The sequence below is a fragment of the Prevotella sp. TF12-30 genome (assembly GCF_003436715.1).
GTDB classification, from domain to species: domain Bacteria; phylum Bacteroidota; class Bacteroidia; order Bacteroidales; family Bacteroidaceae; genus Prevotella; species Prevotella copri_A.
The window spans coordinates 14180-29926 of the sequence record NZ_QSQJ01000048.1 but is presented as its reverse complement, the minus strand read 5'-3'; the positions used below and the strand labels follow the sequence as shown (position 1 = coordinate 29926).

At 43.4% G+C, this 15747-nt stretch carries 11 protein-coding genes; all 11 read right to left on the bottom strand.

Annotation, left to right across the window (positions count from 1 at the left end; translation table 11 throughout):
• Positions 1–217: 217 nt before the first annotated feature.
• The 11 genes from DXD25_RS14165 to DXD25_RS14115 all read right to left on the bottom strand — a co-directional run bounded on the left by DXD25_RS14165 (position 218) and on the right by DXD25_RS14115 (position 15742).
• Positions 218–1678: a cell wall metabolism sensor histidine kinase WalK gene (locus DXD25_RS14165; protein WP_117664070.1), complete on the bottom strand. Its 1461-nt coding sequence runs from the start codon at positions 1676–1678 to the stop codon at positions 218–220.
• 59 nt (positions 1679–1737) lie between these two features.
• Positions 1738–2433 (bottom strand): response regulator transcription factor, encoded by a 696-nt coding sequence (locus tag DXD25_RS14160; protein WP_117664069.1) that lies wholly within the window; start codon positions 2431–2433, stop codon positions 1738–1740.
• A gap of 278 nt (positions 2434–2711) precedes the next feature.
• The gene (locus tag DXD25_RS14155) at positions 2712–3923 is read right to left on the bottom strand and encodes an NADP-dependent isocitrate dehydrogenase (RefSeq protein WP_089545201.1); all 1212 of its coding nucleotides are present in this window, start codon (positions 3921–3923) and stop codon (positions 2712–2714) included.
• Positions 3924–4530: 607 nt separating this feature from the next.
• Positions 4531–5541, bottom strand: a complete 1011-nt coding sequence (locus tag DXD25_RS14150) for a BF3164 family lipoprotein (protein WP_158556348.1) — start codon at positions 5539–5541, stop codon at positions 4531–4533.
• 59 nt (positions 5542–5600) lie between these two features.
• Positions 5601–6680, bottom strand: a complete 1080-nt coding sequence (locus tag DXD25_RS14145) for a hypothetical protein (protein ID WP_147327926.1) — start codon at positions 6678–6680, stop codon at positions 5601–5603.
• 66 nt (positions 6681–6746) lie between these two features.
• A complete protein-coding gene (locus DXD25_RS14140) occupies positions 6747–7007 on the bottom strand; it encodes an NVEALA domain-containing protein (protein ID WP_117664066.1) in 261 nt (86 codons plus the stop codon).
• A gap of 14 nt (positions 7008–7021) precedes the next feature.
• Positions 7022–7558, bottom strand: a complete 537-nt coding sequence (locus tag DXD25_RS14135; RefSeq protein ID WP_147327925.1) for a hypothetical protein — start codon at positions 7556–7558, stop codon at positions 7022–7024.
• 168 nt (positions 7559–7726) lie between these two features.
• Positions 7727–8350, bottom strand: coding sequence for a hypothetical protein (locus tag DXD25_RS14130; protein ID WP_117664064.1), 624 nt, complete (start codon positions 8348–8350; stop codon positions 7727–7729).
• Between the two features lie 30 nt (positions 8351–8380).
• On the bottom strand, positions 8381–11560 hold the full coding sequence (locus DXD25_RS14125; protein WP_117664063.1) for an efflux RND transporter permease subunit: 3180 nt from the start codon (positions 11558–11560) through the stop codon (positions 8381–8383).
• Positions 11561–11566: 6 nt separating this feature from the next.
• Positions 11567–14647 carry an efflux RND transporter permease subunit gene (locus DXD25_RS14120; protein ID WP_117664062.1) on the bottom strand — a complete coding sequence of 1027 codons (3081 nt, stop codon included), beginning with the start codon at positions 14645–14647 and terminating at the stop codon, positions 11567–11569.
• A 15-nt stretch (positions 14648–14662) separates the two neighbouring features.
• Entirely contained in the window at positions 14663–15742 is a 1080-nt protein-coding gene (locus DXD25_RS14115) for an efflux RND transporter periplasmic adaptor subunit (protein ID WP_158556347.1), read from the bottom strand.
• Positions 15743–15747: the final 5 nt, after the last annotated feature.

Genomic DNA, 15747 nt, shown 5'->3' with positions numbered 1-15747 from the left:
AGCGAGTGCAAAAGTACTAACTATTTTTCATTCCACCAAATGTTTTGAGGAAAAAGTTTCAAAAAACGCCACTTTTTAACAATCGTAAACACTTAAATAAACTATCAGATAATCAGCACCTTATAATATACATGCGCACACTGGAGCGCGCATACATACGCATATACGCGCACGCTCTCGCGCGCGCATATTATATATTGTATTCAATTTTTTTTGCTTATTTTTTAAGGGTAAACTCAAACTTGAGACCGCCTTCCGGCAAATTACTTACCCGAATAGTACCTCCATGCAGGAGAACGGCATTCTTAACAATGGCAAGTCCGAGACCTGTACCACCCATTTTGCGGCTACGCCCCTTATCCACCCGATAAAAGCGCTCAAACAAACGGGCCAGATGCTCCGGTGGTACTCCCTGACCATTATCCTGGAAAATGAAATGCCATTTATTTCCCTGTTCCTTCGCCTCCAAGGTCATCTTGCGCCCCTCTCCAGCATAAGCAATGGCATTATCTGTAAGATTGCGGAAAATACTATATATCAGACTTCGGTTTCCCTTCACCACAATATGTTCCGGCATCCGGTTATCAAAAGTCATTTTCCTTTCCTGTCGAGCCAACGCTGTCTCACGGGTAATATCAGCCACCATCTGGGTAATATCTACTGCCTCAAAATCTATCATATCAGAACCATCATCCAAACGGTTAAGCGTAGAGATATCGTGAAGCAAGGAGGTCAAACGCTCACTTTGTGCAAAGCAGCGTTGCAGGAATTGCGCCTTGGTCGCCTCATTGATATGCGGGTTATCCAGAATCGTTTCCAGATATCCCTGAATACTAGCCACAGGAGTTTTCAACTCATGAGCGATATTCTGAGTAAGTTGTCTTTTCAGGATATCCTGTTCTTTTCGGGTAGTCTGCACGCGCTTATACATTTTGATGATTCTTTCAGCAATTTCTCCCAACTCATCTCCCGGAAAGCTTGCCAAATCTTCTACCTCCAGGCTTTCATTGTGATCTGCCTTATAGGCAAAAATACGGAGTTTGGAAATATTACTCCCCAGACGACTGGTGAACCGATAGAGCACAAGCGTAAGAATGATGACGGCAACAAGAGCAAACCAGATATAATGCTGATCAGCCTGAAGCGACTTTGCCAAATCATCGTTATATGGCAACGCCGTACGCACAACTAGCTGACTTTTAGGAAAATAGGATGCTACATAGAAATAATCGTGCTTGAGGGTAGAAGACTGGCGTTCTACACTGGTTCCCATTCCATCCTGAAGTGCCTCCGCAATCTCCGCTCTTTTTGCATGATTGGAAAACTTGCGAAAATCCTTACGCATATTATCATAGATTACCTTACCATCAGGCTTGATAAGAGTCACTCGCAAGTCTTTACTTTCGTGTTCCTGAACAAAATCCTCAAGTTTAGCCTCAGCTACCCTGACACTATCCACCAGATTCACCGTATCCGACAATAGAATACCATTTGAAGAAGAGAGAGCGAGATCCTCCACCAGCAACTCGTTATAGTTGGCAAGTTTCAAGGTAAGGGTACTAATCTTATACTGCTTCTCTCGTGTTTGCTGAAACACGATAAAGCTGACAGCGAACACTAGGAACACCGCCAGCACACTAAAGTACAATTTTCTACCTACAGTATTTGTTTTAAGCATTGAACTTTAAAAACTGAATATTAAACTTCACAATTATCTGTAAATCAAAGTCAAACCAATCAGGCATCGAAATAATATCCGAAACCGAGGCGAGTCACGATGCACTTTGCGAATCGTCCTACCTTTTTACGCATACGGGTGATATTCACATCCACGGTACGATCGAGCACCATCACATCCTTAGGCCACACCCTATCTATCAATTCCTGACGGGAGAAGACTCTGCCCTTTTCTTCCAACAAGAGATGGAGCAACTCAAACTCAGTCTTGGTAAAAGGAACAGCTTCGCCATCAATGCTAACCGTTTTCCTATCAAGATCCAGCACCAGCCCCTGATAGCCAATCACCTTAGGTTCATCAGCACTACCATTCTGTTCTGCGGTACGGCGCAATACGGCACGAATGCGTACCATCACCTCACGGATGGAGAATGGCTTGGAAATATAGTCATCAGCACCCAGGTTGAATCCCGTCAACGTATCATTCTCCGTATCCCGAGCGGTAAGGAAAATGATTGGCACATGGGCAGTCATCGGGTTCTCCTTCAACTTCTTAGCCAGTTGGAATCCACTCATACCTCCCATCATCACATCCAGCAGCAACAGATCATAGGATGCAATATCCATTTCCAAAGCCTCTTCGGCAGAATTGGCTGTATCCACATGATATCCTTCTATCTGGATATTGAAACTCAAGATTTCACACAAATCCTGTTCATCATCAACAACAAGAATTCTTTTATCCGCCTTTTCCATAATCTATTTTTTATAAATTCGTAATTATGGTGCAAAAATACATTTTTTATCTCGTAATAAGCGTTACATCAGATTACAATTTTGTAACAACAACGATTTTTTGCAAAAAAAACGATAAAGCATAGTATAATATTACACTTTTTAACTCAGTGTAATTATATTGTCTACACCATATAACTAAACAAATCACTTTTCTAACAAATAAAACCCTGCAATACTTCTATATAAACGAGAAGTACTGCAGGGCTTTTTTATCTTTTTGAAGAAGAGAGAGAGGACTATGCCAATCTCTTCTCCAGGCGCTCACGGATAGCAGCGATGAAGCCGGCTGAGTTGACAGGCTTAGCCTCAACACCTTCCATCAGATTGACGAGATCCTTGGTAGCGATACCATCATTCAAGGTATCGAAGCAAGCAGCCTCCAGCTGGTCGCCGAAGTTCTGGAGATCCTGAAGTCCATCCATCTCACCACGCTTTCTCAAGGCTCCACTCCATGCAAAGATGGTTGCCATTGGGTTGGTAGAGGTATCCTCACCCTTCAGATAGCGATAGTAGTGACGGGTAACGGTACCATGCGCAGCCTCATACTCATACTTTCCTTCTGGAGAGACCAATACAGAGGTCATCATAGCCAGAGAACCGAAAGCAGTACTGAGCATATCGCTCATCACATCACCATCATAGTTTTTGCATGCCCAGATGAATCCACCCTTGCTACGGATTACACGAGCCACCGCATCATCAATCAATGTATAGAAGTATTCGATGCCGAGTTCAGCAAACTTCTCCTTGTAGTCACTCTCGTAAACCTCTTCGAAAATCTTACGGAACTGCGCATCGTAAGTCTTTGAGATGGTATCCTTGGTAGCAAACCAGAGATCCTGCTTGGTATCGATGGCAAACTTGAAGCAGCTGTGAGCAAAGCTACGGATACTCTTGTCGGTATTGTGCATACCCTGGATAACGCCTGCACCATCGAAGTTGTGGATTTCCACCTCCTGCTTCTTTCCGCTCTTACCCTCGAACACGAGTTTGGCTACTCCCGGTTCATCGGCACGGATTTCCACACTCTTATATACATCTCCGTATGCATGACGGGCGATGGTGATAGGCTTCTCCCAGTTCTTCACACAAGGGTGGATACTTGGGATGGTGATAGGTGCACGGAACACAGTACCATCCATAATACTACGGATAGTACCATTAGGGCTCTTCCACATCTTATGAAGCTTATACTCATCCATACGCTGGGCATTAGGAGTGATGGTAGCACACTTTACTGCTACACCATATTTCTTGGCAGCCTCAGCAGAGTCGATGGTCACCTGGTCGTTGGTCTGGTCACGATAAGGGAGACCCAGATCATAATACTCTGTTTTCAAATCTACAAAAGGAAGAATCAGTTCGTCCTTGATCATCTTCCAGAGGATTCTTGTCATCTCGTCACCATCCATCTCTACCAATGGAGTCGTCATCTTAATCTTTTCCATAATCTATACAGTATTAATATTGATATTCGCAATTTGTCTGCAAAGATACGGAAATTATTTTAAAACAACACTATTTTTAGTCAATCATTTTACATTTTGACATTATTTACGTATAAAAATACAGATTTTTGCCATCTTCCTCCTTTTTAATTGGTGCTGATTGGCAAATTATAAACAAATATTTTCAACCTGTATGAATGAAAAATAGAAATAGACCGAACACCGCACAAATACGACATAATTTATTGATAAACAACAACTTGCAGAGTGCGGTTCCCGTGCGGAGTGCGGTCTAAAATGCAAAATTGACTCACCAATCAACAGGCATCGCTCCACGAAGTTCTTGTACGAGTAGTTGTTGAAACTGTCCCGCCTAGACAGTCAGACTGCCGAACTCTGACAGACTAGCTGTCTAGGCGAGACAGTTTCAACTAGCTTCACTCAGACAATGTATTCCACTGCCATACACATCTCGAAATCATTCCAACCGTACAGGTAGAAATAATTTCTCCATTGATAAAATCCTTTAATTAAGAGATATGGAGTCTCCATATCTCTATCATTTATTACTTTACGCCTGCACTTTTTGCTGGTCATCAAGTGTCACTCATTTCAAATTATAAACAAATATTTTTGAGTTCGGGTCGTCCACGATTGTAAACAATTGAGAATCGTCATTTTTCACAGCCAACGTAAAGGTGGCTTTATCCAAATGATAAATATCTTTTAGATTGCCTTGATAATCGTATTTATAGACATAACTAGCTGTAGGCATAGGAGCATTAAAATTTTCTTTTTCCCCTGAATATAAGGCATAAACGTAGTTGTCGGAATTTGCCGCATCCAAGAACCCTAGGCCATCCTGCAATTGATAGTCATCATTTTTCACTTTATAGTTCATTGGCTTCACTACAGCATCCTTACGATGAATCAATGTTCCATCCTTTATGTCATAAAATCTCAACACCCCTGCAGCAAAGGAAAAGTTCACTAGTATTTTCTTATCAGAAGACACAACCGAACGTCCAAAATTAGCCATTGCATCAATCATTTTATTAGAAACCTTTTCCTTGTTTGGCAAATAAGAGCCATAAGTGGAATACTTTTTTAGAGAATCATTCAACAAATCAAATTTATGATTTTCAAAAACTCCCAATGCAGCATACCCTTTTCCTATATTGTTTATGCAATAATATCGATCATTAGACTTCAACTTGTCTATTTGCGTAGGATTACCATTATTTGCTAAATTGCCAAAGTCATACTTTAAAAGTTTACCTTTACCTAAATCATACACATAAAGCCACGTTTCTTCATTATCTTTCAACAATTCAAAATTCGAGGCATCCAACACCTCGTCCTTTGCCTCTCCTTTAGGAGCCAATTGATATTTGAGTTTACCCGTTTCCATATCAAACACCTTTATCATTCCCTTTGCATCTTTAAAATCAGAAACGATAAAAGAGTTCTGCTCTGCAGCTAAAGCCATAGGCAAACCAACTTCTACAGAGATTTTTCTAGCACACTCTAATTGCTTTACGTTGGTGTTTTCTTGCTTACATCCCCATACAGCAATCAAAGCAGCACAAACACTTAACACTAAAATAACTTTCTTCATAAACATTCTTTTTTAAGGCCAAATGCCACTTTAAGATTAAAGAGGCACTTGACATATTTTCATAATTGGTATTGCCAAATTTCATGGGCGTTACTTTTTGTATTCATAGTAAAGAGATAGAGGCATTTATTGTCATCAGAAACCTTTATGTTGTAGCCAACTTTGTCTAGTATGATATGGCGTAAAAGCTTCCCATCCCAGTCATACACCTCTACCTCATTGCCAAATTGAGACTCCATATAATTCTTCGGCTCTTGTCCTTCCTTATTTTTCTCTATCAAAAAAACATATATTGCCTTTTGGTTTGCATCCATTCTAAGAGATTTTCCGCTTATCTTAGTGGGAGCATAATTTCCGTCAGCAATCTCTTTGTAATCTAATTTCTCAGAATATAGTTCCTTCTCTACTTCAACATTGCCCTCATCTATCTTAAATAGGAAAGCATAACGTTCCCATCCGCACAAATACAAGAATTTATCTTTGTTTCTAAAAATACTCGCATTGTCCGTATAAACGGAATGCTTTGCCAAACCTCCCTTTTGATTTTTGTCTTTTGGCCAATAGTTTAAGGGGGTTAACGTTGATTTTTTAAAATTCACAACCGTAAATATATGTTCTATTTGGCTATATGGAGCACCACATATCAAGAATGTAGAATCTGAAAGCATAATATAATTACCAGGAATATATCTTAGAGCTGGCAACTTAGTCAAATCATAGCTTTCATCAATCTTATAATTTCCATTAAGCCATTTTGCTTGTGCAACTCGTGACAATGAGTATATTTTATTCCCATTGGAAGAACAATTAAGCACATACAGACTTTTGTCTGACGAAACCGCAAATGCCGTTTTGTCATATTCTCCATGTCCAGCACCTCTCATAAATGCAAGGGTTTTGGTCTTAAGTGAGTCTCCTTTCTGAACAGAAACATTAGTATTAAATTTGTTAGAAAATGAACTCAAAAGCCAAACACTATCTGCAAGAATGCTAGGATTAGCACCTGCATTTAAAGAATCTGTAACCATAAGTTCTCCCTGCAAGTTTTCTGTTTCCACATACTTTTGCTCAGAAGAACAAGATATAAATCCTAAGCACAAGCCTATGATTATCAAATTATTTTTTAAAAATCTCTTCATTTGCATAATTTATTAATTATAAGAGATATGAAGAATCCCTCCTCCATATCTCTATTATTTACAACTTTACGCCTGCACTTTTTGATGGTCATCAAGTGTCAACACACCTTGTCCACTAGCAGTACTTACATTTACACTGCACTTCCTTGTAGGACTCGCATAACAAGGAAGATAGACTCCACCAGATTCTGACTGGGAAAGTGCCTCAACATTTTCCATCAACACAACATCTCTTGAAGGGTTGTCTTCTGAATAACGGCTAGAATAAGCCATTGCACCAGCACAAGCTATCGCAAGGCATAATGCTCCTAAAAATTTATTCTTCATATTCTGCACTTAATTTAAAATTTAAGAATTCTTTTGTAAATATTTTTCACTTTTTCATTTTTTATGGGACTACCAACAAACAATATTTCATTATTTTCTCCTAATAAAAATGAATGATATTTATTATCAATCGGCATAGAAGGATTCAGCTTTCTAAACTCATACGAAGTATCAATATAGACAGAACTCTGTAAATCCGTAACGCCTAGTTCTAAATTTATATCATCCATTTCAGATGGCTTGGGAGCCACAATAAAAATATAGTTTATATCTACACCCTTAGCTCTAGCCTCCATTATCAAAGGATTCCAAATGCGAAGTTTATTCAAGGCACATGGGGTACACTCTGTAGAATCTATATATTCAACCATCGTGTACTTCTTATCCAGTTCATTCAGAGGATTACGCCGACATTCCATCTTGTCTAGGCACAACTCAATCGGACGAGATTTCATTTGTTCAATCTTGTCTCTCACTTGTTCCTTCTCCGACTTGCAGCCCAAAAAGAGCAAGCATATCATCGTACCTATTATAGATAGTTTAGCCTTCATTTTTAGTGCAAAATTGTTTTTGTTGCTTACAAAATTAGTAAAAAAACACTTAACTTCCAAATATCAGCAGTACATTTAGTACACTATCTTTTCTACTTCAGTAAACTTACACATCACAACTAGCAACAAATCAATATATTAACATAAAAAGTACATTTAATACATTCTTCATTCCAATGCCTTAATAAAAGCATCAAACTTCTTTATATTATCAGACTTAAACAATAGCAGAACTAATTTCTTACGCTTATTGGTAACACTCTGCTTTGAAATACCCAAAAGACTCGCAATCTGAGAAGGGGAAAAAGAAAGTCTTGTCAGCAAGCAAATTCTAAACTCATCATCTAAGATTCCGTCAAATAAAGACATTCTTTGCCAAAACGCAGGCAGATTTGCCTCAATCAATTTCTGCAAGTCTTTCCATTCACTAGCAGACGGTTTCTTACCAACATTAGCATATTCTTGGAAAGTCAAAACCACCTTGGATTCCATAAACGTGTTCTCTTTTTTCCATTTGTCTTCATTCTCATTCGTTTCATAGACACTCAACATACCATTCAGATTTTCCAACTTTTGTTTTAGAAACTTCACTTCCTTTTGGGTTGAATACAATTCTTTCTTGGTAGCACCATATAGAGTTTGCATCTTTAGACTTCTTGCCTTCATTTTACTTATTACAATAAGTAAGACTACTATCATCAAGAAAGACGTAAACAATAAGCCTTTCCAAACATCAAATGTCACCATCAACCCGAAAAGCAGGTTTATATAGCATTTATTAAATAATATCATAATCAATTTCTTTACATATAAAAACACAAACTACCGCTTCCCTTTCTCCCCAAACTTGCAAAAGATAGGCATGATGAATATCAGCGCAGGGAGGGAGAAGAGCAGTCCACCCGTTACTCCCGTGGCAAACGAGAACCAGAATGGCTCGTCCTTGCCATCCATGAAAAACGGAACCAGCCCCACAATCGTAGAAGACACCGTCAGGAAGATTGGAATGATCTTGTGATTGAAGGCTCTGACATAATCCCTTATCTTGCCACGATGCGACAAGCGATGCATATTGTTATATTGACTCAAAATGTAAATGCCCGAGTTCACGACTATACCAATCAGCAATACCAAGGAAGCGAAGCCTCCACTGCCAAAAGGAATCTCCGTAAAACAGAAAGTAAGGAAACTGCCTATCAACGCCACAGGAATGACGGAAACTATCACCAGCGACTGGCGAACAGACTCAAACTGAATGGCACAAATAAAGAACACGATCACCACTATCAAGAAAAGCAACCAATAATTGGATTTCTCATTGATAGACCTGTGGTAAGAAGTATTCTCGCAACGATACCCCACAGGCAAAGTCTTATTGAAATACTTGAGCACTCCGTCTATATACTCGGATGAGTAGGTATAAGAACCCATCACATTGAATGCCACATTCAGCATATACTCCTGGTTTTTCTTAGGAATGACATTCTTCGCCTCACGGCGTTCCATCTTCATCGCCTCTGGCACAAACAGCTCACTTGAGTCCACCTTCACCTGCTCGTTTTCCACATGCCACAAGTCAAAAGACGTTTGAGGCAAGGGCTTGAGATATACGTCAGACTCTATGTTGTTATCCTTATAATACCCTACATAGCTAGACATCAAGATATTTTCCAGCGATCCATGCGCATCATCCACATCCACCTGATAAAGAGCCATTTGCTCCTTCTTGTAGTCCATGAAGAATTCAGGCTCTTGGTTTTCAAAGCCCGGAGTCTCAATGGTCAAGTCCTGCACACGTGGATTTTTTCTCATATAGCGGCACACGTCCTCTGCCAGACGATAGAGCTGGTCGTAATTATAGCCAGAAAGCGTCAAGCGATTGCTGCGATACAGCAAGTTCAGGGCATTGCTAAACCCTCGCTCGCTCACGCCATAAGTGCTCCAGTCAGCGCCGCCAATCGTTATCACCTTGCCTATCACCTCATTTTCCAGGCGATATGGGAAAGAGGTCTTGTCAACACCCTGTTTGAAGTGAACAACGATTTCGCCATTTCTCTTATCAATGCGAGTGACAAACTCCTTGATTTCCTTATATTTCTTCAGCGTTTCCTCCACAATCATCATCTTGGTGTTAAGCTGCACGGCTGTACCGCCCACAGGCATCTGTGCTCGGATGTGCAATACCTTTTCCTCATTCTCATCACCCCGGCGGCTATCCTCGTCCAAATAATCGGCAAACATCTGCACAGTACCGCCCAAATACTTAGACAGCAAAGGCTTGTATTTATCCACGAAAGTAGAGTTGCCCAACGTTTGGTTATAAAGCGCATCATACCAAGGCAAACGAGCCTCATCCGCCTGTTCCATTCCATACGCTTCGTCATCCGTCCCCAACCGATCTGGCAAAAATTGGAAAGGAATGCCGAACGCCAACACCAACAAGACATAATACACCCATTTACGGCGGGAGGTGAATGCGATATAACGGCTGTAGAAGCGATTGCACCTAACGACCACCCTGCCCAACCTGAGATGTTGCCTTTGGCTGCTATATTGCCAACGGTCGATGATGGCTGGCACAAAAAACAACGCCACGACCAAAGACACCACCAGATTGATGATGACTATCCAAGCGAAATCGTACAAGTCTTGCTGCAATTCCTTAGGAAGGAAAAAAATGACCACCATAGACCCTATCGTGGTGAGCATAGCCGCCAACAACGACAAGAAAGCCTTGCGGTTGTGATAATAACCATAATGATCGACCATCACAATCGTAGAGTCAATGATAAGTCCTAAAGAGACGGTGATTCCTGCCAAGGAATAAATGTGCAGCTTGATGTCGAACAACCAAAACACGATGATGGCTATCAACAGATTGGCAGCCAATGTGGAAGCAACGATAGCCAGATATTTCCAGTCTCGGTTGGTAAGCCAGACAAACACCAGCAGGATGGCAAGCGACATCAATGTCCTTCTCAGCAACTTCGACATCTCCTCTCGCTGTTGCTTGGCACTGTCATACGACAACTGGAAATACACCTTCTGATGAATGCCAGCCTTCAGCTGCTCCATCTTCTCCTGCACGACATCCGACATCCTCACGGTCTTGCCATCCGAAGGAATATAAACGTTGATATATACCGTGTTCAAACCATTTACCCGATAATAGCTGTCGGGATCCTGGTTCTTCACTTGCACGGCAGCTAAATCGTTCAGATAAACCACCTTTCCATCTATGTTTTTCAAAGGCATCTCACCCAAAGGTTTTCCAAACAACTCGGTGGTGAGATGCAAGGCAATTTTCTCTTGGTTTCCCTGCGCCGTGGTGTGCATCACCGTACCGATGATTTCATCCTGCCCGATATAGTTGCGAATGCCATTGGCTATGTCGTTCGACGTGATGCCGTATGCAGAAAGAGCCATCGGGTCATAACTTATCTCCACGTATGTATCCGTCGTGCCAGTCACTTCCACCTTGTTAACGCCATCCACTGCCTCCAGTTGCCTGACCACATTCTCCTTCACAAAGTTCTTAATCAACTCGGGCTGTATGTCGGCATTCACCAGGTAAGTCAGCAACAGTTTTTGGGCATTGTGCGATGCCATGCCGCTGACCACCTCGCCTCCCATCAGCGTAGGATAAGAAACGCCCTTCGGCAATCGCTCGTGCGACTGTCGCAACAAGGAAGAAATCTCGAACCTGACGGAGGACACATCCACATTCTCCTTCAGATTGACCACGATTTCACTTTTGCCAAAATAAGACTTGGAAGAAACACTCTCCACCCCTTTCAGCGCAGACACCATTCCCTCTATCGGCGAGGTGAGATTCTGCTCCACCACCTTTGCCGACACATGAGGCCACTCGTACTTGATGGTCATGCGCTTGCCCTGTCGTGGTGTCGGCTCAGTCCCCACGTCGATGAGGGGAGCCAACGCCACGCCAATAATCATCAAGATGACGAAAGTCAATATCACACTAAAAGAGGATAGTTTCATCGTATATCAATTTTTCGTTTTGTCTGTTTTCTTTCTATATATTGAGTAATAGAGGATTGGCACAAAGAAGATGCTCACCAAAGTGCCTATCACCATGCCTATGAGGATGGCTAGCGACAACGGGAATTGCATGTCGGCACCTATGGAGCCTCTCGACATAAATGGCAACAAAGAGAAAATGGTGGTCAGCGAAGTCATGATGATAGGCATCAGACGCTCATGCCCCGCCCGCTCTATCGCCTCCATCAGCGGCTTCCCTTCACGGCGATGATGATTGATGGTGTCGATCTTCAAGATAGAGTCGTTGATGACAATGCCCGCCATCACGATGACACCGGTCATCGACATGATGTCGATGGACATTCCGAGCAACCACAACACCAACAACACGCAGAACACATCCAGCACGATTTCCGACAAGATGATGGCTGGCTGTATCATACTTTCAAACTGTGCCGCCAGAATGAAATACAAGAGCAGCAAGGCAACGACCAAAATCCAGACCAAGCCCATGATCATCTGCCGACTGGAGAAATAGTCGCCACTGGCAACAATCCTCACATCGTCATGCTGAGCCTCGTATTGCGACACGAAATCCAGAATCCGTCTCACCTCCTTGCCAGAGGCTTGTATGTCAACAGGTTGGTATTCGCCCCCTTCCGAGCCATACAGATGCTTATAGTCATACGCCATACGCTCCTTCAGCAACAGGCTCAAAGGTATGCTCACCCCATCCTTGGCATCAATGGAAGACGACAATATCGACTCCCTGTCCGCCTTCGACGAACCTATCACCACAGGCACGCTTCCCGCACCTTGGTTGATGCGCAAAGCCTCGTTGGTTCCCGATATCTGGCGCAACCTATCACATAGTTGGGCGTAAGAGATGCCATAAATGGTCATCTGCTCCACGTCAGCCACCAACTGCAAGTTCTCCTCCGTCACCACAGGTGGAATCATCACTTCAGGGAAATGCTGGCGCAAGCTGTCGGTGAAAGCCATAGCCTGCGACACCGTAGGGCGATGTCCCCCAGCGTCTTGCAACTTCAATCGCAAATCAGGTTCCCCAGAAGAGAATATCATATCGAATAGGTTGCCCGAAGGAGAGAACGAGACAGACGCATCGGGATAAGCCTCAGCCACATACGACTGCAATCGCTTCTTGGCTTGCAAGAACTCATCCACCGACTCACACTTAAAATACACCAATGCCTCGGAAGAGGTAATGTCTTGGGTATGGAACAGCAAAAAGTCTTGCGTACCCACCATCGAGGTTGTCTCTTCCACCCCTTTCTTGCAATGCTCCAGCACTTGGCTGATTCTCCTATCGTTCTCTTGCACCGAGATGCCCGCATTCCAATCCACATACATGATGGCATCCGTATAGCTCACCTCCGGCATTTGTCTTTTCTCGGAGATTAAAAACATCACCACGAGTCCCGGGGCAGAGAGCAAGAACAAGAAGAGACAGAGGCGCAAATGAGCAAACATCCAGCTCTGCGTCTTCTCATACCAGCGTAAAATCGCCCGATTTGTTTTCGTCACGTTTTTCTCGTCATCTGCCACCAAAGCCTCGCCCTTCTCAAGCTTGCGCTTGTGCACCTTTTGATATAGCACCTTGAAATATACAGGCAGCACGATCATACTTACAGCCAACGACGCAAAAAGGGCTATGGCAATGCCCATACTCTGGTCGTAGAACAAAGCGCCCGTCATTCCACCGATAAAAATCAACGGCACGAAAACACTGCAAGTGGTCAATACAGAACTCAACATCGGCGTAAACACCTCTGCGGTTCCCTGGCATATCGCCTCAGCCAAGGTATTGCCACCATGCAATTTCTGCAAGATGTTGTCTATCACAATGATGGAGTTATCCACAATCATACCCACACCCAGAATCAATCCCGACAAGGATATGATGTTGAGGGAGATGCCCAACAACTTGAATGCCAACAGCGTGATGAGCAAAGACAATGGGATGGACAATGCCACCAACATAGCCAAGCGCCACTTACGCATAAAGAACAACAAGACCAACAAGGTAAAAAAGGCTGCCGCCAAAAGGTTCCACTCCAAATTGTTGATAGAATAAGACAACAACTCCGTTTGGTCTCTAGTTATGTCAAATTCCAAATCAGGATAAGTTTTCTCCAGGTCGGCAATCACATTGTCCACCTCGCTCTTCAGCTCATCCATCTGTGCATCATTCTGCTTGATGATGCACAAGGTAACGCAATTCTTCCCATTATGCCTGACGATGTTTCTGCGTATGGCAGGATGCTCCTCTATCTTACACAAGTCCTTGAGCTGGAGCATCCGCCCCTCATGGTTGATATAAACATTGCGCACATCATCCACCGTCAAAATCTGACTGTCGAAATGCACATTATACTGGTAAATGCCATCAACCACCGTAAGGGCAGACAATCGGATGTCATTCTCAGCCAAGGCTCGCTGCAACTCCTCCACCGTGATGCCCAAAGCCGCCAGTTTGTCCGCATCAGGCACACACTGAATCTCGGAGGTAGTCAGTCCGCTCATATCCACCATGGCTGTGGACGGCAACTGCTCCAGGCGACGGCACACCACATTTCGGGCAAAGTCGCTCAGTTGGGCAAACTTTGCCGAAGCCTCCTGCCCCGATGGTTCTCCACGGAAAGAGACGTTGAGGAAAAAGGCAGGAATATCCGAAGCACTCGCCTTGATGACCTTGGGACGAACCACATCTTTCGGCATATTTCCCATCGCCATGTCGATTTTCTCATTTACCTCGATGAAAAGCATGTCGATGTTGGCACCAGGCTCAAACTTCAACAAGATATTTCCCACATCCATTCGAGAGTCTGAGCTGATGCTCTTCACGCCCGACACTTGCGCAAGCTGCCCCCTAAGGGGAGCTATCACACGTTTTTCCATCTCTTGCGCAGAGCAACCTGGCATACTCTCCTGCACGGTAATCTGCGGAATGTCTATGTCGGGCATCAGCGATACGGGAATGTTCTTGATGCCGACGATGCCAATCACCACCAGGGCAATCAGTATCATCGTTACCGCCACCGGACGGTGAATCAAATACTTAATCATAGGCGTTGACAGTTTTTATCTCTTCTTGATTTTCACCTTCGTTCCATCAGCTAGATTCAGGTTGCCGGAAGTGATGACCACATCTCCCGCATGCAACTCCGTCTCCTTGCGTTCGCAGCCCTTGATGGCGTATGAGCCAATGTTGCTATAAGCGATATCCACGTATGTCCACACAGCCTCGCCATCCTTGTAGAGAAAGACCACATGATAGCCATCACGTTCCACCACAGCATCCTTAGGCACCACAAACGATTGAGCCACATCATTCTCTATGATAACTTTCACATTCATGCCATCGAGCATTTTTCCCGAAGGATTAGGAATGCGAGCCGTTATCTTGATGAGTCCCTTCTCGCTCACGGTTGGGTTGATATTTGTTACCGTACCCGCATACTGAGCCTTCTCGTCAACAAAAGGACTCACTATCACCTTCTGCCCCTTGTGGATATTCTTGATTTCAGTCTCCAACACACTAAACTCCACATCGAGTTGCGTATCGTTGATGACTGTGCAGAGCTTATCCAAACGTTGGTTGCGCTTATTTTCCAAATCGGCGATTCTTCCGGCAAAAGGAGCCACAAGCGCACATTTGTCTATACTGTTGCGAGCCGACTGCAACTGGTATTGGGCCAGATAATACCCCGATGCCACCTTGGCACGGTGCATCACATCGGAAGGCACGTTGGCAGAAATGCCATCATATCCCAATCCGATGAGCCTGTCGGCCAAATCTACCTTTGCCTTTTCCAGTTGCTTGGTAGCCTTCTCCACTTCCAGAGCGGCGTCGCCACCATCGGTTTTGGCTATCAATTGTCCCTTAGCCACCCTGCAGCCATTATGCACATATACCCTCTTCACGATGCCTCCATCGGTAAAGGCAAGCTCGCATTTCTCGATAGCCCTCAGCTTGCCATTGCATATCAACTGGCGATGAAACGTCTTCCGATGTAATTTTATCGTATCCACATAAACATCAGTAGGAATACTTTCAGCGTTTACCATTTTTTCTTCCTCCGCATTCGTCTTCTGTCGGCAAGAGGAGTTCAATGCCGACACCACGATAAGCGCAGCCCATATCACATTTTTTATTTTCATCTTCA

Excerpts from the sequence above, each read along its gene's own strand:
- DXD25_RS14165 (WP_117664070.1), bottom strand. The coding sequence starts at position 1,678 with ATGCTTAAAACAAATACTGTAGGTAGAAAATTGTACTTTAGTGTGCTG.
- DXD25_RS14160 (WP_117664069.1), bottom strand. The coding sequence starts at position 2,433 with ATGGAAAAGGCGGATAAAAGAATTCTTGTTGTTGATGATGAACAGGAT.
- DXD25_RS14155 (WP_089545201.1), bottom strand. The coding sequence starts at position 3,923 with ATGGAAAAGATTAAGATGACGACTCCATTGGTAGAGATGGATGGTGAC.
- DXD25_RS14150 (WP_158556348.1), bottom strand. The coding sequence starts at position 5,541 with ATGAAGAAAGTTATTTTAGTGTTAAGTGTTTGTGCTGCTTTGATTGCT.
- DXD25_RS14145 (WP_147327926.1), bottom strand. The coding sequence starts at position 6,680 with ATGAAGAGATTTTTAAAAAATAATTTGATAATCATAGGCTTGTGCTTA.
- DXD25_RS14140 (WP_117664066.1), bottom strand. The coding sequence starts at position 7,007 with ATGAAGAATAAATTTTTAGGAGCATTATGCCTTGCGATAGCTTGTGCT.
- DXD25_RS14135 (WP_147327925.1), bottom strand. The coding sequence starts at position 7,558 with ATGAAGGCTAAACTATCTATAATAGGTACGATGATATGCTTGCTCTTT.
- DXD25_RS14130 (WP_117664064.1), bottom strand. The coding sequence starts at position 8,350 with ATGATATTATTTAATAAATGCTATATAAACCTGCTTTTCGGGTTGATG.
- DXD25_RS14125 (WP_117664063.1), bottom strand. The coding sequence starts at position 11,560 with ATGAAACTATCCTCTTTTAGTGTGATATTGACTTTCGTCATCTTGATG.
- DXD25_RS14120 (WP_117664062.1), bottom strand. The coding sequence starts at position 14,647 with ATGATTAAGTATTTGATTCACCGTCCGGTGGCGGTAACGATGATACTG.
- DXD25_RS14115 (WP_158556347.1), bottom strand. The coding sequence starts at position 15,742 with ATGAAAATAAAAAATGTGATATGGGCTGCGCTTATCGTGGTGTCGGCA.